Consider the following 20,725-nt stretch of genomic DNA (forward strand, 5'->3'; position numbering starts at 1 on the left):
CATGGTCGATTTATTCGATAGCGGCGCGGCTTTGCCCGACAGCGCCCACCGGCCTTTGGCGGATCGGTTGCGTCCCAAGGCCCTGTTAGAAGTCATCGGCCAGCAAAAGGTACTGGGACCGGACGCACCCCTGACCGTCATGTTGGCCTCTGGTGCGCTAAGCTCGCTTATTTTTTGGGGTCCGCCCGGCGTTGGCAAAACCACCATCGCGCGGTTGCTGGCGGATGAGACGGACCTGCATTTTGTGCAAATATCGGCGATATTCAGCGGTGTACCGGAACTGCGCAAAGTATTTGAGGCCGCGAAGATACGGCGTCAAAACGGGCAGGGGACATTGCTTTTTGTCGATGAAATCCACCGCTTTAACAAAGCGCAGCAAGACGGGTTTTTGCCGCATATGGAGGATGGCACCATCCTGCTGGTCGGGGCGACCACGGAAAACCCCAGTTTTGAGTTGAACGCCGCTGTGCTAAGCCGTGCTCAGGTTTTGGTGTTGGAACGGCTGCCACTGTCCGATCTGGAGAAACTCGCGCAGCGCGCTGAGCAGGAGTTGGGCAAACCGCTGCCATTGGACGGTCCGGCGCGCGAGGCATTGCTTGAGATGGCGGACGGCGACGGGCGGGCGCTGTTGAACTTGATCGAACAGGTGGTGGCGTGGAAGGGCGAAGGCAAGCTGGATAAAACTGCGCTTGCGACCCGCCTGATGCGGCGCGCGGCGCAATACGACAAGGGCGGCGATGCGCATTACAATCTGATTTCTGCACTGCACAAATCGGTCCGGGGGTCGGACCCGGATGCGGCACTTTATTGGTTCGCGCGGATGTTGGAGGGTGGTGAGGATCCACGCTATCTGGCGCGCCGGATCACCCGGATGGCGGTGGAGGATATCGGTCTGGCCGATCCGCAGGCGCAGGCGGTTTGTTTGCAATCATGGGAGACGTTTGAACGCCTCGGCAGTCCCGAGGGTGAACTGGCGTTGGCCCAAGCTGTGGCTTATCTGGCGCTCGCCCCGAAATCGAACGCCACCTATGTCGCTTATAAAGGGGCCCGTAAGGCAGCCAGGGAAACCGGGTCAGAACCGCCGCCAAAGCATATCTTGAATGCGCCGACCAAGATGATGAAAGAACAAGGGTACGGCGCGGGTTATGCCTATGACCATGATGCGGAAGATGGTTTTTCAGGGCAGGATTATTTTCCCGAAACCATGAAGCGGCCCGTGCTTTATGCCCCGGTTGAACGCGGGTTTGAACGCGAGCTGAAAAAACGGCTCGATTACTTCACCAAGCTGCGGTTGAAACGCGACGACCAGACGTAAGTCCCAGTAAAACTTGACTCTGGCGTCCGCCCGCGCGAAGGGATGCGAATGATTTCAACCCTGTCCCTTGTTGCCCTTGGTGGTGCGATTGGCGCGTCTTTGCGTTTCATTTTTGGCGCGGTCGCCTTGCGTCTGGCTGGCCCGACCGAATTCCCGTTTGCGATCCTGACTGTCAATGTCATCGGGTCATTTCTGATGGGCGTTTTTGTTGTTGCCGCTGCACATCGCGGGCTGACGCACCTTAGTCCGTTCATGATGACTGGTCTGCTGGGCGGCTTCACCACGTTTTCGGCGTTTTCGCTGGAAACGGTCACTTTGATGGAACGCGGGCAGATTGGGGCAGCAGCGGGTTATGTCGCGCTCTCTGTGGGGTTGTCGATAGTTGGATTGATGTTGGGCCTATGGTTGGCCCGAGGAGTATTTGTATGAGCCGGGTTCAGACCCTGATTGTGGAAGATGGCGACGGGGACCAGCGGCTGGATCGCTGGTTCAAGCGCACATTCCCGTTAATCTCGCAGGGGCGCATCGAAAAGATGTGCCGCAAGGGTGACATTCGTGTCAATGGTGGTCGCGTTAAGGCATCGACGCGGCTGGAGGCGGGTCAACAGGTGCGCATTCCGCCGCTGCCTGATAAAGAAGCACCCCCGCCGCCCAAACGCACGCGGGTAACGGAAGCGGATGCCAAATTCATCCGGTCTTGTGTGATTTACCGCGACGATCATGTGATTGCGCTGAACAAACCTCCCGGCCTGCCGGTGCAGGGGGGATCGGGGCAATCGGACCGTCATGTTGATGCTTTGGCAGAGGCATTGATCTTTGATCTGGATGAAAAGCCAAGGCTGGTGCACCGCATCGATAAGGATACGTCTGGTGTTCTCCTGATGGCGCGCACCCGGTCGGTTGCGGCGGCGCTGACGGCAAGTTTCCGGCACCGGGAGACGCGCAAGATCTATTGGGCCGCTGTCGCAGGCGTGCCGCATCCAAAACATGGTCAGATCAAATTTGGTCTGGTCAAAGCGGGCGGCCATGGCGCACGGGGCGAAGGCGAAAAGATGATCGCAGTCCATCCGCGTGACGTCGACACAACCGAAGGCGCAAAGCGCGCGGTAACGGACTACGCGGTGCTGGCGCAGGCCGGAACGCGCACCTGTTGGGCGGCGCTGATCCCGGTGACGGGACGCACCCACCAGTTGCGCGCGCATATGGCCGAGATTGGGCATCCGATTGTCGGTGATGGGAAATATGGTGGATCCGGTCAGGACAACATGGGTGACGGATGGGGCGCACAGCTGGGCGGTGATATCTCGAAAAAGCTGCATCTGCACGCGCGGTCCCTGACAATCGAGCATCCCGTGACCAAAGCACAGCTCAAGTTGATTGCCCCTATGCCTGATCACATGCAGCGCACGTGGGATACGTTTCAGTGGTCCGCCTCTGATGTCCCTGACGATCCGTTTGAGGAGGATTGGGGGTGAGCGCACCCTTGCGTTTGGTGATCTTTGATGTTGATGGCACGCTTGTAGACAGCCAGGGCGACATTGTCGGGGCGATGACGGCGGCTTTTGCGTCAGTGAAGGTGCCATTGCCACCTCGTGAGACGTTGTTGAGCATTGTCGGGCTGTCTTTGAATGTCGCAATGCCTGTCCTTGCGCCCGACGCCGCCAGTGATGTCCATGCGAAGATGGTTCAGGCCTATAAAGATGCCTACATTCAGCTGCGCGCGGATGCCGGCGTGGCGCAGTCATCGCCGCTCTATCCGGGTGCATTGGCGGCACTCAAGATATTGGGCGCAAGGCCGGATATGTTGTTAGGTGTGGCGACGGGCAAATCGCGACGTGGTCTGGACAAGCTGATCGAAGGCCATGGGCTGCATGAGATGTTTGTTACTCAACAGGTTGCGGATTTTCATCCGTCAAAACCACACCCATCGATGATCCTTCAGGCCATGACGGACGCAGGCGTAACCGCTGACAACACCGTGATGATTGGCGATACCAGCTTTGACATGGATATGGCTGTGGCGGCCGGGGTCAGGGGCATTGGCGTGAGCTGGGGCTATCATGGCCGCGAAAAGCTGGGCAATGCTCACTTGGTGATCGACGGATTTGCTGATCTGCTTCCGACCCTTCAATCGGTTTGGGGTGAGGCGAGATGAGCGACTGGAAAGCAAAACGATTCTGGAAAGAAGCTGTTGTCGTGCCTTCAACGGGTGGTTTTGCCATCGAGCTTGATGGGCGATTGGTCAAAACGCCCGCCAAACGCCCGCTGATCTTACCGACTGAAGTAATCGCAGACGCTGTTGCTGCAGAATGGCAGGCCCAAGAGGGCGTGATCAAACCGCAGACCATGCCAGTGACCAAAACCGCCAACGCTGCGATTGATAAAGTGTCGGTGCAGCACGCTGAAGTCGCAGATATGCTGGCGGCCTACGGTGACGCTGATTTGACGTGTTACCGCGCTGAAGCCCCCGAAGGGCTGGTTGCAAGGCAAACAGCGCAATGGGATCCTATGCTGGATTGGGCGGAACAAGCGCTGAATGTTCGGTTGCAGACCCGTGTTGGTGTGATCCATCAGCCCCAGGACCCTGTTGAATTGCGTAAACTCAGCGCTCGAACGCACGCGTTTGACGCCTTTGAGCTGACCGCGTTTCATGATCTGGTCAGTCTGTCAGGCTCACTTATTTTGGGGTTTGCTGCCACACTTGAAGCACGCGACCCCCAAGAGCTGTGGAACCTATCGCGGTTAGACGAAATTTGGCAGGCTGAACAATGGGGTCACGACGACGATGCCGAAGCGATGGCAGCACTGAAAATGGCTGGTTTCCTGCATGCCTGCCGCATGTTCCGGCTTTGTCAGTTCAATTAATACGGTTTTAATCGCCTTACAGGGGTCTCAGAGCCTTGGTTTACGCGATTTTGAACAACCCACCCTTGACCTTCAAATGGGAATCCGACCACACTGCGGGCGACTGAGTAGAGATCACTTTGCACAGTATCACCTCCGGCTTCAAAAGAGGTCGGTTTAACCGCCCATAAACGCGGCGGAATATCAGGAAGAGGTAACAATGAAAAAATCCGTAATTTTTGGCGCGCTGACCGTAGCCGGTCTTGCCGCTGGTGCTGCAGCTGCTGGCACGCTTGATGATGTGAAAGCACGCGGCAAGCTGAACTGTGGTGTGACAACCGGTCTGGTTGGTTTTGCTGCTCCAGATGCCAATGGCGTTTGGGATGGCTTTGACGTCGCGGTCTGCCGCGCTGTTGCAGCCGCGGTTCTGAATGATCCGACAGCTGTTGAATTCATTCCAACAACGGGCAAAACACGCTTTACCGCGCTGGCGTCTGGCGAAATCGACATGTTGGCTCGTAACACAACATGGACATTCTCACGTGATGTCGATCTTAAGTTCGATTTCATCGGCGTGAACTACTATGACGGCCAAGGCTTCATGGTACCCAAAGCATTGGGTGTTTCATCTGCCAAGGATCTGGACGGCGCGACCGTCTGCATTCAGACTGGTACAACAACTGAGCTGAACCTCGCGGACTTCTTCCGTGCGAACAACATCAGCTATGAGCCTGTGCCAATCGAAACAAATGCCGAAGGTCAGCAGCAGTACCTTGCCGGTGCCTGCGACACATACACTACAGACGCATCCGGTCTGGCGGCGACACGTGCGACGTTTGAAAACCCAGGCGACCACGTTCTGCTTCCTGAAATCATCTCAAAAGAGCCACTTGGCCCGCTTGTTCGCCACGGCGACAACGAATGGGGCGACGTTGTCCGTTGGACATTGAACGCACTGATCGCAGCTGAAGAGCTGGGTGTGTCATCGGCCAACATCGAAGAGATGGCTGGCAACACCACCAACCCCGAGGTTGCCCGTCTGTTGGGTACCGAAGGTACATTGGGTGAAATGCTGGGTCTTGACGCTGGCTGGGCCAAAGCGGCCATTATGGCTGGTGGCAACTACGGCGAAATCTTTGCCAAGAACATTGGCGAAGAAACACCAATCGGTCTGGCCCGTGGCCTGAACGCACAGTGGACAGATGGCGGGCTGCTTTATACGCCTCCGTTCCGCTAAGAACTGATGCCAAAGGGCGCGAGGATCACCTCGCGCCCTTTGCTCTTAGACGATTATGCTGCACATAAGATGCAGTGGGACGACCAATAAATGACCCGGCCACGCATCAAAAAGATGCACCATAAAAAAGGCCAGGGACACAGGGAACAGTTTCATGACGACACTCACCGACGCCCCGAAGGGAGAGTTCCGGCTCTCCATGCTTTTGTACGATACACGCTATCGCGCAATGACAATGCAAGCCATTGCCTTGATCTTACTGGTTGCGGCCTTTTGGTATCTTGGTTCCAACCTTGCCGCGAACCTTCGTGCGGCTGGCCTGAATATCAGCTATGAATTCTTGGGCAGCCCCGCTGGGTATGACATCAACCAGACGCTTATCTCTTATACCAGCCAATCCTCGAACCTTCAGGCAGCTTGGGTCGGGATTCTAAACACGCTGCTGGTTGCCTTTCTGGCCTGTATTACCGCGACCATATTTGGAGTGCTCGCCGGGGTGTTGCGCCTTTCCAAAAACTGGTTGGTGCGCAAGTTGATGTCCTTTTATGTCGAGATATTCCGCAACATCCCGGTGCTGATCTGGATTTTGATCATCTATACGATCATGACGGTTTCAATGCCTGCGCCGAATGCGTTCCGGGGTGAAACGCCAAGCTCAACCTTGTTCATGGACGCGGTCGCCTTTACCAACCGCGGCGTTTATATTCCCGCACCGGTCTGGGGACCGGGATCAATGGTGGTCGTGGCAACGTTTCTTTTGTCGATAATCGGCGTGTTCGCCTATCGCCGATATGCCACTAAGCTGCTGTTTGATACGGGCCGCCTGTTGCCAATGCTCTGGCCATCAATTGCGATCTTTTTCGTGCCGACGATCCTGATGTACTTCATCATGGGATCACCGATCGGGCTCGATTATCCTGCACTCAAAGGCTTTAACTTTCAGGGGGGCCTGCAGATTGGCGCGCCCTTGATCGCCCTGTGGTTCGCTTTGTCGATCTATACCGGTGCCTTTATCGCTGAAAACGTCCGTGCTGGTATTCAAGCGGTGTCACGTGGCCAAACAGAAGCTGCATCGGCACTGGGCCTGCGTCCTGGTCGGGTGATGAACCTTGTGGTGCTGCCACAAGCGTTGAGGGTGATCATTCCACCGCTTATTTCACAGTACCTGAACATCACCAAGAACTCGTCACTGGCGATTCTGGTGGGCTATGCGGACATTACTGCGACCCTTGGTGGGATTACCCTCAACCAAACAGGCCGCGCGATTGAATGTGTTCTGCTGCTGATGCTGTTCTATCTGATCATATCACTGTCGATCTCGCTGGTGATGAACGTCTACAACAATGCCACCAAGCTGAAGGAGCGTTAAGCCATGTCAGATACACATGCACAATCCGTCGCTTTTGTCCGTGAAACGGCGCTACCTCCGGCGGCACCGCCCATGGCAGCAAGTGGCCCTGTCCTTTGGATGCGCACCAATCTCTTTGCCACATGGCCGAATGCGCTTCTAACTGTTGCGGCGATCTATGTGATCTATGTGATCCTGACAGCAACCTTGCCTTGGATGCTGAACGGACTTTGGAACACTACAAGCCTGTCAGAATGCCGCGAAGCCCTTGATGGGGTGACCGGCGCTTGCTTTTCGGTTCTGACAGAACGCTGGAACCAGCTCTTGTTTGGGTTTACCTATCCAAGTGACAGCTACTGGCGTCCGACGCTCGCATTCGTGCTGCTGTTTTTAGCCGCCGCGCCGGTGTTGTTCTTTGACCTGCCCCGCAAGTTGTTGTTTTTCACAGGCGTCTATCCATTTCTTGCCTATTGGCTGATCTGGGGTGGCACGATCTTTGTGCCAATCATTGCGCTTCTGGGTTTTGTCGCGGGCTATTTCGTCTATGAGCGGTTCGTCAAAAATAGCTTTGCCGCAGGGTTCTTTGGCGGTATCGCCGTCGCCTGTGTGATCTGGTACATCGGCGGCCTGCTGATCCCTGTCGGCGCGTCTGACAATGCGATGCTTACCGCTGTACCTAGCCGTAATCTGGGTGGTTTCATGCTGAACATGATGCTGGGCGTGACATGTGTGTCCTTGTCAGTACCGATCGGGATCGCGCTCGCATTAGGGCGTCAATCTAACTTGCCGGTCGTCAAGATGATCAGCGTATTGTTCATCGAATTCATCCGGGGCGTCCCGCTGATCACGCTGCTTTTTGTGGCGAACGTAATGCTGGCGTATTTCTTTCCACCGGATGCGACGGTTGATTTGTTCCTGCGCGTGGTGATCATGATCACGATGTTCTCGTCGGCCTATATCGCGGAAGTGATACGGGGTGGTCTGGCTGCCTTGCCCAAAGGACAATATGAAGCGGCCAATTCACTGGGGTTGGACTATGCACAATCCATGCGGCTGATCATTCTGCCGCAGGCGCTCAAGATATCGATCCCTGGTATCGTCAACATCGCCGTGGGATTGTTCAAGGACACCACGCTGGTTTCTGTGATCTCGCTTTTCGACATTGTCGGTATGATCCGCGGGCCGATCCTTGCCTCTACGGACTGGAACGGAGTCTATTGGGAACTCTTTATGTTTGCTGCCGTCCTGTTCTTCATCGTTTGCTATGGCATTTCACAATATTCGCAGTGGCTTGAACGCCGCCTCGCAACAGATCACCGTTAAGAAAGGGCTAAACAATGGCCGAAGCAAAACAGATGCAAGTCTCGGACGAAATCGCGATCAGCATTAACAGTATGAACAAATGGTACGGCACGTTCCATGTGCTGCGCGATATTGATCTGACCGTCCATCGCGGCGAACGGATCGTGATTTGCGGGCCGTCCGGTTCTGGTAAATCCACGCTGATCCGCTGCATTAACGCGCTGGAAGAGCATCAAAAGGGAACGATTGAGGTGGACGGCACACTGTTGTCGTCTGATCTCAAGAACATCGACAAGATTCGGTCGGAAGTCGGCATGTGCTTTCAGCACTTCAACTTGTTCCCCCATCTCACAATTCTTGAGAATTGTACGCTGGCTCCAATCTGGGTGCGAAAAACACCCAAGAAAGAGGCTGAAGAAACGGCGATGCATTTCCTGAAGAAGGTTAAGATCCCGGAACAGGCCGACAAATATCCCGGCCAGCTTTCCGGTGGTCAGCAACAGCGCGTCGCGATTGCGCGTTCGTTGTGCATGCGACCGCGTATCATGCTTTTCGATGAACCGACATCGGCGCTTGATCCTGAGATGATCAAGGAGGTTCTCGACACGATGATCGAGCTTGCAGAAGAAGGCATGACCATGCTCTGCGTCACGCACGAGATGGGCTTTGCGCGTCAGGTTGCGAACCGGGTCATCTTTATGGATGAAGGGCAGATCGTCGAACAGAACGAGCCCGAAGAGTTCTTTAACAACCCAAAATCACCCCGGACGCAGCTGTTCCTGAGCCAGATTCTGGGTCATTAAGAGCGGGCGGGGTCTTGGCCCCACCAGCACAGAATTACAGATCGCGCGGCACCACAAAGTGTCGCGCGATTGCTTTTCCCCAATCTGCATCTCGCCAGTGGTCAATCTCAAAATCAGCGACCAGCGTGGCACCTGTCGGGTATTGATTAAACTTTGGATGGTCCGGTGGTGTCGAAACCAGCTGTGCCGCAGTGATCGAGATACCGGGATTATGCCCCAACATCAGCACCACGTTTCCCGTCGCCTGACGCAAGGCCGCCAACAAGTCGTTATGTGTAGCAAGATACAGATCACGTGTGAAAGTCGTCGGCGTATCATCGGCCAGTCCAAGCCCGATGTAAGTCTGACCTGTGCGCTTCGACGACGAGCTTAGGACCTGATCTGGCAACAGATCCTGCGCGCGAAGCCAATCCCCAAGCGCTTGGGCCGCTGCCACGCCGCGCGCATTCAGTGGCCTGTCGTGATCAGACCCGGCCCCAGCGGACCAATCTGATTTCGCGTGTCGCATCAGGATTAGGCGTTTCATCTCAATCTCCTTTAAACGCGCGCATGTGAAAAGCCGATTGGGCAGGGATGCGGCCAAATCTCTGGGACACCGGGCATGCGCGGCGCACAGCGCAGCCGCTGGTCAAACAGTCTGTATCCGCTGCCGTCTCCAGATAGTCTTTGCATCTTACCACATCATAGCCTTCGGGGGTTAGGGCACCTACGGGGCACGCGGTTCTGCAGGGCTGGTCAGCGCAGGTGAGGCATGGGTTTGGCGGTGTTTCCGGTAACGGTATTTTATCTGTGAGACACAGCGCCCCACGGAAGGACACAAACAATCCGGCCCGATCGTGTACGAGAAAACTAATAGGCGAGGCGTGAATGCGACCTGTGCGCAGCGCCCATGTATAAAACGGATGATATGGCGCGCCACCAAAAGGATAGAGCGCCGTTGCATTCAGATCTCGCGCCAAGGCACCGACGACCCGCGTTGACCAGCGATCAAGGGGGTTTGCGGCACCGTCGGTATATTCGCCTGACTCGGTGAACGCGGGCCAAAAATCGGGCTCGTTCGGGCCAAGCAGGATAAGCGTCTGGCATCCCTGAAGTGCAATATCTTCAGTGCTTGGATGAAACCCGCCCAATACACTCAGATGATGCGCGCGCGCTTTGGTTTTTAGGACGTCCCAGTTCATCCGTTGCGGATGATGCTGCCTGCACCGTGTTCGGTGAAAAGTTCCAGCAAGCAGGCATTGGGCGCACGACCATCCAATATCACTGCAGCGCGCACACCGCCGTCCAACGCATCAAGCGCTGTCTGGGTTTTCGGGATCATACCGCCTGCAATGGTCCCATCGGCCACCATGTCGCGAATTTGACCAGCACTGAGTTCAGTCAGCACTTCACCGGACGCGTTCTTGACCCCGGCAACGTCCGTCAACAGCAACAGTCGATCCGCCTTGAGTGCAGCAGCAATCGCACCCGCAGCCGTGTCGCCATTGATGTTAAAAGTCTCGCCGTTTTCGCCCATGCCCAGCGGTGCAATCACCGGAATGATCCCCTTGTCGGCAAAGTCGCGCAACAGGCGTGGGTTCACTTTGGTCGGCCTGCCGACCAGCCCCAGTTCGGGATTTTCCTGATCGCAGATGATTAAACCGCCATCCTTGCCTGAAACACCAACAGCGCGCCCACCCTGTTCTGTAATGGCCTGCACGATTTTGGAGTTCACGACGCCGCTTAACACCATTTCGACCACTTCCATGGTCGCGGCATCGGTCACACGTTTGCCATTCACAAACTCAGATTTGATGCTCAGCCGTCTGAGCATATCGTTGATCATCGGGCCACCGCCATGCACGATCACCGGGTTCACGCCGACTTGCCGCATCAATGCAACGTCGCGGGCAAATTCGTCCATCGCGTCGTCACTGCCCATGGCGTGACCACCAAGTTTTATGACCACGGTCGCATCTGCATAGCGCTGCAGATAGGGCAGCGCTTGTGATAAAGTGCGGGCCGTGCCAATCCAATCACGATTCATGTCTTGTGTTCTCATTCTCTTGACCCTCAAGCGCACACGCGGAAAGTGGACCTGTGATGCTATTCCAGCGTGGCGATGATGGCACGCAATGTTGGGATGCCCCAGCCTTTTTCTGAAGAGGTCACAACAATTTCCGGATACGCGGCAGGGTGTTTGGCGAGCGCGCCGCGTACCTGGTCCAGTACCTTAGCGCGTTCCGCTTCTTTCACTTTATCAGCCTTGGTCAGTACCGCCTGAAAAATGACCGCCGAACTGTCGAGCAGCGACATGATTTCGTCGTCGACTTTTTTGACGCCGTGGCGCGCATCAATCAAAACAAAGGCACGGCGCAGGGTTTGGCGGCCCGACAAATATTGCTTGAGCAATCGTTGCCATTTTTCGACAACTGGCACGGGCGCGTTGGCATATCCATAGCCGGGCAAATCAACCAGATAATGATCCTCACCTGCGGTGAAATAGTTAATCTCTTGCGTGCGACCCGGGGTGTTGGATGCTCGTGCCAAGGCCTTCATGCCGGTCAGCGCGTTGATCAGAGTGGATTTGCCCACGTTGGATCGCCCGGCAAAGCAGACCTCCATCCGATCGGCAGGGGGCAGGCCGTCCATGGCCACCACACCTTTGACAAACTGGGTTTCACCCGCAAAAAGAAGCCGGCCTTTTTCGCTGGCGATCGCATCCGGCTCTTCGACAACGGGAAATGGCAATTGCATGTCAGTGTACCGTCAGGCTGTCGCCCAATGCGACTGGCCCGCCCTTGATAACCTCGGCGTAAATGCCGAAATTCTGATGATCCCACGTGCTGTTGAGGATGCCCAATGTATCCACATCCCGCGCACCCGTTTCGGGATTCGCAGTTGTCGCCAGGCAGCGCTGGATCGGTTCGCGGATGGATAGTTTGGCCGCGCCAAGCGCTATTTCCTTGCCGATCCAATCCATTTCCTGCCACGGTGCCTCGCCCTCAAACCAGATGTTGCCACGCCAGCGCAGGGGCGACAAATCTGCGCCGGCCTGTTCTGACACGGCTGCATGGGACGCGGTATTACACAGGCTTATTGACGCATAGTCTGAATCAGTGAAGCCACGCCCGGACAACCGCAATATGCGGTCCGGCAGGGCGCGGTCCTGAGGCACGAGCGGCTTGACCCATTTTAGGAAAATATCTGCTTCGTGATTTGGATCAAAGGTCAGATCGGGACGGTCCGGGTGGCTGAGTGTTAGCCCCCCCGACTGTTCATCCAGCACGGCGTTGATGGCCATCAGCGCGGGGGCCTTGGACCCCCGGCTGAAATTCTGGCACGGGGCCCAGGTGCTGCCATCCGCCTTGGACGCGTCATGGGCCACTGCCCAGTTGCGGTCAAACGGCATGCTTTGACCAGCATGCAAAGTGACTGTTTGCAGTGCTTCGCGCCCATGGCTTTTCAGCGGATGCCGATAAAGGGCAATAATCTGCATTACTTTTTGCTCTTGCCGGACGGCGCTTTTGTATCATTTGCAGCGGCCGCTTTTTTGCGTTTCAGGCCGCCAGTAATGTTGCCCAGCAGATCAGGTTTATACCCTTGGCTGCGCATGATCAGATACTGCTGCGTAAAGGTGATTGTGTTGTTCGCGATCCAGTACACCACGAGGCCAGAGGCAAACCCGCCCAACATGAACATGAACACCCAAGGCATCCACGCAAAGATCATTTGCTGTGTCGGATCGGTGGGGGCCGGGTTCAGCTTTTGCTGAAGGAACATCGAAATGCCCAGCAACAGCGGCAAGATGCCGATAAAGACCAGCGCCATGATGGAACCCGCTTCGGGACCAGCCCAGGGGAGCAGACCAAAAAGGTTCAACAGCGATGTCGGGTCGGGGTTGCTGAGATCCTGGAAGGGGCCAAAGAACGGCGCGTGGCGCAATTCGATTGTGACAAAGATCACCTTGTAGAGCGAGAAAAAGATCGGAATTTGCAGCAGGATCGGCAAACAGCCCGCGGCCGGGTTCACCTTTTCGCGCTTGTAGAGCTCCATCATGCCTTGCTGCATCTTCTGGCGATCATCGCCTGCATCTTTCTTGAGCTTCTCCATCTGGGGCTGCAGTTCTTTCATTTTGGCCATGGAGACATAGGACTTGTAGGCCAGCGGAAAAAGCATGGCTTTGATCAGCAACGTCAGACCGATGATGGCAATGCCCATATTCCCGATCAGGCCATTCAGATAGTGAAGCAGCCAGAAAATCGGTTTTGTGAGGAAAAAGAACCAGCCCCAGTCAATGCTGTCGATGAATTTCGTCACCCCGTCCGCTTCGTATGCGCGCAGTGTTTCCCACTCTTTCGCCCCGGCAAAAAGCTTGGTGGTCGATGTTGTCGTTGCCCCTGCTGCAATGGTCTGGGTCGGCAGGCGGGCGAACGCACGGTAGATGTCGCTGCGCGCATCATAGGTCAAGGCCTGGTCGTATGCTTGTTCAGTCGCGGGGATCAGGACCGCTTGCCAATAGTGGTCGCTAAAGCCAATCCAGCCGTCGGCGACATCCTCGGTCACAATCGCCGGGCGGCCCCATTTGGCATTCACTTCGGCCTCTGCGATATCATCCCAATCGGTTTCAGCTAATTCGCCATCGGCGTGCGCAACCGCACCTTCGTGCAGTATAAAGAACTTTTTGAGGTCTTGCGGTTCACCGTGTTGGGCGATCATGCCGTAGGGGGCCATGCTGATTGGGGCATCGCTGTTGTTGGTGACAGATTGCGTGACCGTGAACATATATTCGTCATCTACGGCGATGGTACGGGAAAACACCTGTCCTGCGCCATTGTCCCAGGTCAGGGTGATTGGGCTGTCGATGCCAAGGGTTTCACCCGAGCTTAGCATCCATTCGGTGTCCACGCCGGGTACCGAAGCGGCGTCAACGCCCGCACCGGGGGCCCAGCCATGCAGGGCATAGTAAGCGTCATTGGTGCCTTCGGGTGACAACATGGTCACGACCTCAGCGTCCGCGTCAAGCGTAGTGCGATAGTCATTGAGCTTCAAATCGTCGATGCGTCCCCCCAACAGAGAAATTGACCCGCTCAGCCGGTCAGTGGCAATTGGCACGCGAGGCGCATTTGCAAGCGCATCTGTTGGCGCTTGGGGGCCTGTGCCGATGGCAGCAGCGGGGGCTGTGGTATCTGCGGGCGCGATAGGCACAACAGCGCCATCTACGGCCCCTTCGGTCGTCTGAACCGTACCGTCGATGGGTGTTTCCGGCTCAGGAGGCGGGAAGAGAACGAACCAAACAAGGATCACGATGAAACTGAGCGCCGTAGCAAGGATGAGATTCTTGTTCTGTTCGTCCATTGGGACAGCCACCTGATGTCTGTGATATATCAGCGTGGGTTCAACAGAGTGCAGCACCAAAGGTCAAGCGGAATCGGGTTTTTGGGGAATTTGAGCGGGTATTATTCACCGCGTTTTTTCGTACTTATGCCATAACGTGCAGGCGGCTGATTTGGGTGCTCTTGATCGGGAAAGCGTTATGTTGCTTTGCCATTCATGATGCGCGGGACTTCTTGCAATTTGGCCGTGTGCCGGGCAATCCAATCCAAGGTCTGCTCGAACGGCATGGGGCGGGCGATGCCGAACCCCTGAACATGATCGCAACCCAGTTGCGCCAGCAGCACATGCTCTCCAACAGATTCGACGCTTTCAGCCAAGGTTTCTACACCCAACCGCTCTGCCATTGTCAGGATTGCCCCAATCATGCGTTGTTGTTCCGGGTCGCGGTCTGCTTTCATCACAAATGACCGATCAATCTTGATCCGGCTGACTGCAAAGCGTCGGATCGACGCGATAGAGGCGTTTCCAGTGCCAAAGTCATCCAGATCGATACGGCACCCCAATTTGCCCAAAGCATTGATATTGCGGGTGATGACATCGTCCGGTGCACTGGCCACCACGGTTTCCAGAACCTCGACCGCCAATCTGTCAGGGGTCAGATCAAAGCGATCCAGTTCCCATTTTATCTTTTCCAATAACTGCGGATTGTTCAATTCCGACCCGGCAAAGTTCACGCCCACCTGTGGCACATCAACGCCCGCACCATCCCAGGCTTTTAGGGCCGCAAATGCGTGATACATCATGACCTCGGCCAGCCTTTCCAGCATTCCCATCTCTTCAATTGCGGGAAGAAAATCGGCAGGCGCGATCATGCCACGCTCAGGGTGCGACCAACGGGCCAATGCCTCAAACCCGGTAATCTGCCCCGTGTCAGTCGAGATCTGGGGCTGGAACCAGGGCTGAATTTGCCCGGAGTTAAGGGCCTTCACCACCTCTTCGCGCAATTCTGCACGGGTCTGGGTATCGCGGCGCATTTGGTCTGAAAAGGCCCGGATCGCCGAAGGTCCACGGCGCTGTGCCTCTCGTAATGCGGTTGCAGCGGCTTGCAGCCAACTGTATCCATCTGTGGCTGGCGACCGGGCGTGCTGGCAAAAGCCGATTGATACCGAGACATAAACGCTGATCCCATCGACCGAAACGGGTTCTTCTGCAACATTTTGCAATCGACCGGCCAACTGGATGCACATTTCAAGATCAAGGTGGCGCACCGGGGCCATGCAGACGGCAAATCGGGCATCGCCCATTTGTCCGACGTTGTCATCACTGCGCAGTACCGCAATCAGACGCTCACCTGTACGCTGTACCACGATGTCAGCCGCAGCTTGTCCATAACGGTCGATAAATTGTTGATAGTCTTCGATTGCGAGAAAAAAGGTGGCTGAGTGCCGTCCGTTTTCAGCGGCGCGTAAATAGACTTGATTGGTCAATTCTTCGAATGCGCTGCGTTGGAACAGGCCGGTGACAGCGTCGCGTGCGACCATCAGGTTTGTTGGGATTGCAGAGCTGAGCAAATAGATGACAGGCAATAACGCGGAGACAATGACCAGGGTCGCCTCACCACCAAACCAATAGGCCACAAGCGAAATCGCAGGCAGAAATGCAAGTGCGGCCGTGCTGGAGAATATAGTTGCGATGTTGCGCTGCAATCTGGTGAATGCTGAAAAATATCGCTGGCTCATCGTCGTCTCCCGAATCCAACGCGGAATCGGCGTTGATCTCAGGCGAAATTAACCCGTCAGAGTTGAGGTGCCGGTTAACAGAACACGCTTTGTTCTTTCAGATTTGTCTAAGATTTGTCTGATTTTCGCAGAATGCCAGCAAAATCAAACAGCGCCGGATCCAAAAGATGCGAAGGTCGGGCGTTCATCAATGCGCGAAACATGATCTGACGTCTGCCGGGGCTGTTGGCCTCCCAGCCATCCAAAATCGATTTGACTTGTTGGCGTTGCAACCCATCTTGCGAGCCGCATAAATCACACGGGATAATCGGGTAATTCATGGACTTGGCAAATTTTTCACAGTCGGCTTCGGCCACATGGGCGAGGGGGCGATAGAGAAACAGATCACCCTCTTCATTCACCAGCTTTGGCGGCATGGTGGCCAGACGTCCGCCGTGAAACAGGTTCATAAAGAACGTTTCAAGAATGTCATCGCGGTGATGGCCCAAGACAACAGCAGAACAGCCTTCTTCGCGCGCAATCCGGTAAAGATGCCCGCGCCGCAGACGCGAACACAAGGTGCAAAGCGTACGCCCGGCGGGAGTTTTGTCCATCACGATGGAATATGTGTCCTGATATTCAATCCGGTGCGGCACCCCCATCTGTTCCAGGAATGCTGGCAGGACAGTGGCAGGAAACCTGGGTTGGCCCTGATCAAGATTGCAGGCCAGCAGGTCAACAGGCAGAAGCCCGCGCCATTGCAGCTCATGCAGCACAGCAAGCAAAGTATAGCTGTCTTTGCCGCCTGACAGGCACACCAGCCAGCGCCTTTTTGGCGTCCCGTTTTCAATCATCCCGTATCGTTCAATCGCCTCGCGGGTCATGCGCACAATGCGTTTGCGGAGTTTTTTAAACTCTGTTGTCTGGGGAGCACCATCAAAGAGCGGGTGAATGTCTTTGGGTTGATCAAGCATGGGTTTGAATTAGATGATCCACAGTTGGCGTTCAAGCAGCGGTTTCCGAAGGGTAAATGAGATGCGTATTTTGGTGATAGTGTGGATGTTGGCTGTTGGTCTGGCCGGGTGCACCGGAAAACCTTCGATTGATGATCCCAAATTGTCTGACCGCGTGCTCAAGATCGAAGAATTTTTTGATGGGCATGTGTTGGCAACGGGGCAGTTTCAGGACACTTTCGGCACGGTGCGCCGCCGTTTCGATGTTGATATCAAGGGCACATGGGACGGCACAACGCTGACACTGGTCGAGGATTTCGTCTATGAGGACGGGTCAGAAGAACAGCGGATCTGGCGCATGAGCAAGACCGGGCAGAACACCTGGACCGGCAAGGCAGATGGCGTTCTGGGCAATGCCAAGGGGAGGTCGGATGGGGACACGTTCAATTGGGCTTACAAGATCGATCTGCCGGTGCCGGATGGCACATTGCGGGTGGCTTTTGATGATTGGCTTTGGCAACTCAGCGACACGCGCGTTTACAATCGGGGCTACATGAAAAAGTACGGCGTTGATATTGGCGAGGTTCAGATCACCTTTGACAAGGTGCGCTAGTCAGGGACGTTATCGATGCCGCTGTCACCCCATGGGTGGCACCGGGCGATACGCCGGGCGGCCAACCAGCCGCCTTTGAGGCCACCGTGCTTTTTCAATGCCTCCAGCGCATAGGCGCTGCACGTGGGATGGTACCGGCAGTTGTATCCAACCCAAGGGCTGAAAATCTGACGATAGGCGCGTATGGGCAAGGCGAGGGCATGTGCAAGCAACGTCATTTGCGCCGACCATGCAGAATACCGAGCGCCTTGTGCATATCCAATTGCAATTGGGTAAACGGCAGCTCAGCCGTGGCACCACGGCGGCCGATCAGCACGTAATCCATACCGGGCTGACCATGTTGAGGTAAAATCAGGCGAGCGACTTCGCGCAAACGGCGCTTGGCACGGTTGCGGGCGACGGCATTGCCCACTTTCTTGGAACAGGTAAATCCGACACGTATGCCGCCGGGATGCGCTGTTGTCTCATCGGGTCGTCGCTGACGCATTTGCAAGATGAATCCGGTGGTCGCCACATGCAGCGCGCGGCTGGCGCGTTGAAAATCCGCACGTTTGGTAAGTGTGTCCACACGTAAAGAAACCGCCGGGGGCGTTTCCCCTTGGGCGGCGTTTGTGCCATCCTTGGGTGCCTCCGGCGGTGTCAATTTCATAGACCTTTTGGGCGCGGTTTACGCGCTTAGTTCTTTGCGGCCTTGGGCGCGGCGTGCATTGATGATCTTACGACCCGCTTTGGTGGCCATGCGCGCGCGAAAACCATGGCGCCGCTTGCGCACGAGGTTGGATGGTTGAAAGGTGCGTTTCATCGCTCCGTCTCCACTTAATACTTTGCCCGTTGCAGGAATCGATCTTGGATTCGTGTAACGTACGTCAATTCAAGCCCGGTCTCTACTGCCGTCATCGGCCCAAGTCAAACCCTCGGGGGCGAAAATCTGCTTTGGTTGCAACAATTGAATGACTTGGGTTGAAGATATGTTTCAATAAAGCAGGAATGACGTTGAAAACAACACACGTACCACACTGTCTATCAAGCACCTGTGATCGGCCTGTCCCTTTGCGCTGCAACCCGCCATTTATGTTCTCAACCACGCAAACACCTTTGCCCAGAGGCAGAAATGACCGATATGACCGACGAAGCAAATCAAAAAACTGCCCTGGTCCGCTACTTGCCACTGATGGCCATCGCTTTGGTGGCCGCGATCGGTGCATTTACCTTGCGTGACTATCTGTCGTTTGATGCTTTGCGCGACAACAGAGAAACATTGATCGTGTTCCGGGACAGCAATTATGTGATGACAGCGCTCGTTTTCATGTTGGCTTATATGGTGATTGTTGCATTCTCTTTGCCCGGTGCCGCAATTGCCACGCTGACAGGAGGGTTCCTGTTTGGTGTCTTTCCCGGAGTTTTGTTTAACGTCATTGGTGCGACGTCTGGGGCGGTGATTATCTTCTTGGCGGCTCAATGGGGGCTGGGTGAAAAGTTGCAGGAACGGATGGACGCCTCTGACGGGATGGTGGCCAAGATCAAACATGGCATCGACGAAAACCAATGGTCGATGCTGTTCTTTATCCGTCTGGTGCCTGCGGTGCCGTTCTTTGTCGCAAACCTGATCCCTGCGTTTTTGGGTGTGCCGCTCTATCGTTTTGTCATCTCGACGTTCTTTGGGATCATGCCCGGAGGATTGGTTTACACATCCGTTGGTTCGGGCCTTGGCGAAGTCTTTGCCAAAGATGAAACGCCCAATCTCGGTATCATCTTCGAATCACACATATTGCTGCCCATTCTTGGCCTGTGTGCGCTGTCATTGATGCCAATTGTCATCAAGAAAATTACCGGCAAGAAGGACCTGCTGAAATGAACCGGATCAAAACAGATATTCTGATCATTGGTGCAGGTTCTGGTGGCCTGTCGGTGGCGGCGGGAGCGGCGCAGATGGGCGCGGATGTTGTCCTACTTGAAGGGCATAAAATGGGCGGTGATTGCCTGAACTATGGCTGCGTGCCATCAAAGGCGCTTATTGCGACGGGCAAGGCCGCTTATGGTCAGCAACATTCCGCACAATACGGCGTGGAAAACGCGCCCGGTGATGTAGATTATGCTGCTGCCAAGGATCATGTGGCAGATGTGATTGCGCAAATCGCTCCGGTGGATAGCCAGGAACGGTTCGAAGGGCTTGGCGTCAAAGTGATCCGCAAATTTGGCCGGTTCATTTCCAGCGATGAAGTAGAGGCGGGTGATACCATCATCAAAGCGCGCCGTATCGTCATTGCCACAGGTTCATCTCCTCTTGTCCCGCCAATTCCCGGACTTGAGACTGTTCCATATGAAACCAACGAAACACTGTTTGACCTGCGGCAAAAACCCAAACATCTCTTGATCATTGGGGGCGGACCAATCGGCATGGAGATGGCACAGGCGCACATTCGCATGGGCATGAAAGTCACGGTGATCGAGGGCGAAAAGGCGCTGGGCAAAGATGACCCCGAACTGGCCGCCGTCGTTCTGAACAATTTGCGCGACGAAGGTGTGGTGATTGAAGAAGGCGCACTGGCTTCCGAAATTCGCGGCAAAAAAGGGGCGATCGAGGTAGAGGCGAAGGATGGGCGAGTGTTCAAGGGGTCTCATCTGCTTATTGCAGTGGGGCGCAAGGCGAATACAGATCGGCTTGATCTGGAAAAAGCCGGCGTTGAGCCTGTGCGTGGCGGCGTCAAAGTGGATACAAGCCTGCGCACAACAAACCGTAAGATTTATGCAATTGGTGATGTGGCAGGTGGACTGCAATTTACCCATGTAGCGGGATATCATGCGGGTGTGATTATCCGTTCAATGCTGTTTGGTCTGCCTTCCAAGGCCAAGACACATTACATCCCCTGGGCGACCTATACAGACCCTGAATTGTCACAGGTTGGTCTGACCGAAGCTCAGGCGCGCGCACAGCATGGTGACAAATTGGAAGTGGTGCGGTTTCACTATAATCACAATGACCGCGCAATCGCGGAACGCAAAACCAAAGGATTTATCAAAGTGATGGTCGTCAAAGGCCGCCCCATTGGCGCGTCGATTGTGGGTTATCAAGCGGGAGAATTGATTAATCTGTGGGCCTTGGCGCTGGCCAATACCATGAAAATGAGCCAGATTGCCGCCATGGTTGCACCGTACCCCACCATCGGCGAGATCAACAAACGCGCGGCTGGCGCGTATTTCAGCCCGCGTCTGTTTGAGAGCGATATGGTTAAACGTGTGGTCGGCTTTGTGCAGCGCTTTGTCCCCTAAATGTCG

23 protein-coding genes are annotated in these 20,725 nt (G+C 55.4%); 12 read left to right on the forward strand and 11 right to left on the reverse strand.

Going from position 1 to position 20,725, the window contains the following annotated elements:
• Nucleotide 1: 1 nt before the first annotated feature.
• The 9 genes from ACEWL3_RS17415 (at nucleotide 2) to ACEWL3_RS17455 (ending at nucleotide 8,849) form a co-directional block, all read left to right on the forward strand.
• On the forward strand, nucleotides 2-1,315 hold the full coding sequence (locus ACEWL3_RS17415) for a replication-associated recombination protein A (protein ID WP_386184416.1): 1,314 nt from the start codon (nucleotides 2-4) through the stop codon (nucleotides 1,313-1,315).
• Nucleotides 1,316-1,363: 48 nt separating this feature from the next.
• Nucleotides 1,364-1,744: a fluoride efflux transporter CrcB gene (crcB, locus tag ACEWL3_RS17420; protein WP_386184413.1), complete on the forward strand. Its 381-nt coding sequence runs from the start codon at nucleotides 1,364-1,366 to the stop codon at nucleotides 1,742-1,744.
• Nucleotides 1,741-2,790: an RluA family pseudouridine synthase gene (locus tag ACEWL3_RS17425; RefSeq protein ID WP_386184411.1), complete on the forward strand. Its 1,050-nt coding sequence runs from the start codon at nucleotides 1,741-1,743 to the stop codon at nucleotides 2,788-2,790. The genes crcB and ACEWL3_RS17425 overlap by 4 nt, the downstream gene beginning before the upstream one ends.
• Entirely contained in the window at nucleotides 2,787-3,470 is a 684-nt protein-coding gene (locus ACEWL3_RS17430; protein ID WP_386184408.1) for an HAD-IA family hydrolase, read from the forward strand. Before ACEWL3_RS17425 ends, ACEWL3_RS17430 begins: the two co-directional genes overlap by 4 nt.
• On the forward strand, nucleotides 3,467-4,180 hold the full coding sequence (locus tag ACEWL3_RS17435) for an ATP12 family chaperone protein (RefSeq protein ID WP_386184406.1): 714 nt from the start codon (nucleotides 3,467-3,469) through the stop codon (nucleotides 4,178-4,180). Before ACEWL3_RS17430 ends, ACEWL3_RS17435 begins: the two co-directional genes overlap by 4 nt.
• Nucleotides 4,181-4,379: 199 nt before the next feature.
• The gene (locus ACEWL3_RS17440; RefSeq protein WP_386184403.1) at nucleotides 4,380-5,396 is read left to right on the forward strand and encodes an amino acid ABC transporter substrate-binding protein; all 1,017 of its coding nucleotides are present in this window, start codon (nucleotides 4,380-4,382) and stop codon (nucleotides 5,394-5,396) included.
• 154 nt (nucleotides 5,397-5,550) lie between these two features.
• Entirely contained in the window at nucleotides 5,551-6,765 is a 1,215-nt protein-coding gene (locus ACEWL3_RS17445; RefSeq protein WP_386184401.1) for an amino acid ABC transporter permease, read from the forward strand.
• Nucleotides 6,766-6,768: 3 nt separating this feature from the next.
• Entirely contained in the window at nucleotides 6,769-8,067 is a 1,299-nt protein-coding gene (locus tag ACEWL3_RS17450) for an amino acid ABC transporter permease (protein ID WP_386184399.1), read from the forward strand.
• Between the two features lie 14 nt (nucleotides 8,068-8,081).
• On the forward strand, nucleotides 8,082-8,849 hold the full coding sequence (locus ACEWL3_RS17455) for an amino acid ABC transporter ATP-binding protein (protein ID WP_114879803.1): 768 nt from the start codon (nucleotides 8,082-8,084) through the stop codon (nucleotides 8,847-8,849).
• 34 nt (nucleotides 8,850-8,883) lie between these two features.
• Here the strand turns inward: ACEWL3_RS17455 and ACEWL3_RS17460 are convergent, their stop codons facing one another.
• From ACEWL3_RS17460 to ttcA, 8 genes are all read right to left on the reverse strand, one after another.
• Nucleotides 8,884-9,375, reverse strand: a complete 492-nt coding sequence (locus tag ACEWL3_RS17460) for a SixA phosphatase family protein (protein ID WP_386184395.1) — start codon at nucleotides 9,373-9,375, stop codon at nucleotides 8,884-8,886.
• A gap of 1 nt (nucleotide 9,376) precedes the next feature.
• Nucleotides 9,377-10,030, reverse strand: a complete 654-nt coding sequence (locus tag ACEWL3_RS17465) for a 4Fe-4S dicluster domain-containing protein (protein ID WP_386184393.1) — start codon at nucleotides 10,028-10,030, stop codon at nucleotides 9,377-9,379.
• Nucleotides 10,027-10,890 (reverse strand): acetylglutamate kinase, encoded by an 864-nt coding sequence (gene argB, locus ACEWL3_RS17470; protein WP_386184390.1) that lies wholly within the window; start codon nucleotides 10,888-10,890, stop codon nucleotides 10,027-10,029. The genes ACEWL3_RS17465 and argB overlap by 4 nt, the downstream gene beginning before the upstream one ends.
• A gap of 44 nt (nucleotides 10,891-10,934) precedes the next feature.
• Nucleotides 10,935-11,585: a ribosome biogenesis GTP-binding protein YihA/YsxC gene (gene yihA / locus ACEWL3_RS17475; protein ID WP_386184388.1), complete on the reverse strand. Its 651-nt coding sequence runs from the start codon at nucleotides 11,583-11,585 to the stop codon at nucleotides 10,935-10,937.
• A gap of 1 nt (nucleotide 11,586) precedes the next feature.
• On the reverse strand, nucleotides 11,587-12,327 hold the full coding sequence (locus tag ACEWL3_RS17480; protein ID WP_386184386.1) for an MOSC domain-containing protein: 741 nt from the start codon (nucleotides 12,325-12,327) through the stop codon (nucleotides 11,587-11,589).
• Nucleotides 12,327-14,186 (reverse strand): membrane protein insertase YidC, encoded by a 1,860-nt coding sequence (gene yidC / locus ACEWL3_RS17485; protein WP_386184384.1) that lies wholly within the window; start codon nucleotides 14,184-14,186, stop codon nucleotides 12,327-12,329. Before yidC ends, ACEWL3_RS17480 begins: the two co-directional genes overlap by 1 nt.
• A 176-nt stretch (nucleotides 14,187-14,362) precedes the next feature.
• Nucleotides 14,363-15,904 carry a putative bifunctional diguanylate cyclase/phosphodiesterase gene (locus ACEWL3_RS17490; RefSeq protein ID WP_386184381.1) on the reverse strand — a complete coding sequence of 514 codons (1,542 nt, stop codon included), beginning with the start codon at nucleotides 15,902-15,904 and terminating at the stop codon, nucleotides 14,363-14,365.
• Between the two features lie 107 nt (nucleotides 15,905-16,011).
• Complete coding sequence (gene ttcA, locus ACEWL3_RS17495) at nucleotides 16,012-16,857, reverse strand: tRNA 2-thiocytidine(32) synthetase TtcA (RefSeq protein WP_386184379.1); 846 nt, start codon at nucleotides 16,855-16,857, stop codon at nucleotides 16,012-16,014.
• A 61-nt stretch (nucleotides 16,858-16,918) separates the two neighbouring features.
• Between ttcA and ACEWL3_RS17500 the strand changes: the two genes are divergently transcribed.
• On the forward strand, nucleotides 16,919-17,449 hold the full coding sequence (locus tag ACEWL3_RS17500) for a DUF3833 domain-containing protein (protein ID WP_386184377.1): 531 nt from the start codon (nucleotides 16,919-16,921) through the stop codon (nucleotides 17,447-17,449).
• On the opposite strand, the gene yidD is transcribed toward ACEWL3_RS17500, so the two are convergent.
• The 3 genes from yidD to rpmH are packed head-to-tail and all read right to left on the reverse strand — an operon-like array spanning nucleotide 17,446 to nucleotide 18,251.
• Complete coding sequence (gene yidD / locus ACEWL3_RS17505; RefSeq protein ID WP_386184375.1) at nucleotides 17,446-17,667, reverse strand: membrane protein insertion efficiency factor YidD; 222 nt, start codon at nucleotides 17,665-17,667, stop codon at nucleotides 17,446-17,448. The two genes, ACEWL3_RS17500 and yidD, sit on opposite strands and share 4 nt — an antisense overlap.
• Nucleotides 17,664-18,092, reverse strand: a complete 429-nt coding sequence (gene rnpA, locus ACEWL3_RS17510) for a ribonuclease P protein component (protein ID WP_386184476.1) — start codon at nucleotides 18,090-18,092, stop codon at nucleotides 17,664-17,666. Before rnpA ends, yidD begins: the two co-directional genes overlap by 4 nt.
• A 24-nt stretch (nucleotides 18,093-18,116) precedes the next feature.
• Nucleotides 18,117-18,251 (reverse strand): 50S ribosomal protein L34, encoded by a 135-nt coding sequence (rpmH, locus tag ACEWL3_RS17515; protein ID WP_025063397.1) that lies wholly within the window; start codon nucleotides 18,249-18,251, stop codon nucleotides 18,117-18,119.
• Between the two features lie 309 nt (nucleotides 18,252-18,560).
• On the opposite strand from rpmH, the gene ACEWL3_RS17520 reads away from it, so the two are divergent.
• Together ACEWL3_RS17520 and ACEWL3_RS17525 are read left to right on the forward strand one after the other, a co-directional pair.
• Nucleotides 18,561-19,304, forward strand: coding sequence for a TVP38/TMEM64 family protein (locus ACEWL3_RS17520; protein WP_386184373.1), 744 nt, complete (start codon nucleotides 18,561-18,563; stop codon nucleotides 19,302-19,304).
• Nucleotides 19,301-20,719 (forward strand): dihydrolipoyl dehydrogenase family protein, encoded by a 1,419-nt coding sequence (locus ACEWL3_RS17525; RefSeq protein WP_386184371.1) that lies wholly within the window; start codon nucleotides 19,301-19,303, stop codon nucleotides 20,717-20,719. The genes ACEWL3_RS17520 and ACEWL3_RS17525 overlap by 4 nt, the downstream gene beginning before the upstream one ends.
• Nucleotides 20,720-20,725 lie beyond the last annotated feature (6 nt).

This window comes from Sulfitobacter sediminivivens (assembly GCF_042611115.2).
GTDB classification, from domain to species: Bacteria; Pseudomonadota; Alphaproteobacteria; order Rhodobacterales; family Rhodobacteraceae; genus Sulfitobacter; species Sulfitobacter sediminivivens.

Coding starts and splice junctions, on each gene's coding strand:
- ACEWL3_RS17450 (WP_386184399.1), top strand. CDS start 6,769: ATGTCAGATACACATGCACAATCCGTCGCTTTTGTCCGTGAAACGGCG.
- ACEWL3_RS17465 (WP_386184393.1), bottom strand. CDS start 10,030: ATGAACTGGGACGTCCTAAAAACCAAAGCGCGCGCGCATCATCTGAGT.
- ACEWL3_RS17415 (WP_386184416.1), top strand. CDS start 2: ATGGTCGATTTATTCGATAGCGGCGCGGCTTTGCCCGACAGCGCCCAC.
- ACEWL3_RS17500 (WP_386184377.1), top strand. CDS start 16,919: ATGCGTATTTTGGTGATAGTGTGGATGTTGGCTGTTGGTCTGGCCGGG.
- ACEWL3_RS17435 (WP_386184406.1), top strand. CDS start 3,467: ATGAGCGACTGGAAAGCAAAACGATTCTGGAAAGAAGCTGTTGTCGTG.
- ACEWL3_RS17425 (WP_386184411.1), top strand. CDS start 1,741: ATGAGCCGGGTTCAGACCCTGATTGTGGAAGATGGCGACGGGGACCAG.
- ACEWL3_RS17460 (WP_386184395.1), bottom strand. CDS start 9,375: ATGAAACGCCTAATCCTGATGCGACACGCGAAATCAGATTGGTCCGCT.
- ACEWL3_RS17490 (WP_386184381.1), bottom strand. CDS start 15,904: ATGAGCCAGCGATATTTTTCAGCATTCACCAGATTGCAGCGCAACATC.
- ACEWL3_RS17445 (WP_386184401.1), top strand. CDS start 5,551: ATGACGACACTCACCGACGCCCCGAAGGGAGAGTTCCGGCTCTCCATG.
- ttcA (WP_386184379.1), bottom strand. CDS start 16,857: ATGCTTGATCAACCCAAAGACATTCACCCGCTCTTTGATGGTGCTCCC.
- rpmH (WP_025063397.1), bottom strand. CDS start 18,251: ATGAAACGCACCTTTCAACCATCCAACCTCGTGCGCAAGCGGCGCCAT.
- ACEWL3_RS17440 (WP_386184403.1), top strand. CDS start 4,380: ATGAAAAAATCCGTAATTTTTGGCGCGCTGACCGTAGCCGGTCTTGCC.
- ACEWL3_RS17525 (WP_386184371.1), top strand. CDS start 19,301: ATGAACCGGATCAAAACAGATATTCTGATCATTGGTGCAGGTTCTGGT.
- yidD (WP_386184375.1), bottom strand. CDS start 17,667: ATGACGTTGCTTGCACATGCCCTCGCCTTGCCCATACGCGCCTATCGT.
- yidC (WP_386184384.1), bottom strand. CDS start 14,186: ATGGACGAACAGAACAAGAATCTCATCCTTGCTACGGCGCTCAGTTTC.
- argB (WP_386184390.1), bottom strand. CDS start 10,890: ATGAGAACACAAGACATGAATCGTGATTGGATTGGCACGGCCCGCACT.
- ACEWL3_RS17480 (WP_386184386.1), bottom strand. CDS start 12,327: ATGCAGATTATTGCCCTTTATCGGCATCCGCTGAAAAGCCATGGGCGC.
- crcB (WP_386184413.1), top strand. CDS start 1,364: ATGATTTCAACCCTGTCCCTTGTTGCCCTTGGTGGTGCGATTGGCGCG.
- yihA (WP_386184388.1), bottom strand. CDS start 11,585: ATGCAATTGCCATTTCCCGTTGTCGAAGAGCCGGATGCGATCGCCAGC.
- ACEWL3_RS17520 (WP_386184373.1), top strand. CDS start 18,561: ATGACCGATATGACCGACGAAGCAAATCAAAAAACTGCCCTGGTCCGC.
- ACEWL3_RS17455 (WP_114879803.1), top strand. CDS start 8,082: ATGGCCGAAGCAAAACAGATGCAAGTCTCGGACGAAATCGCGATCAGC.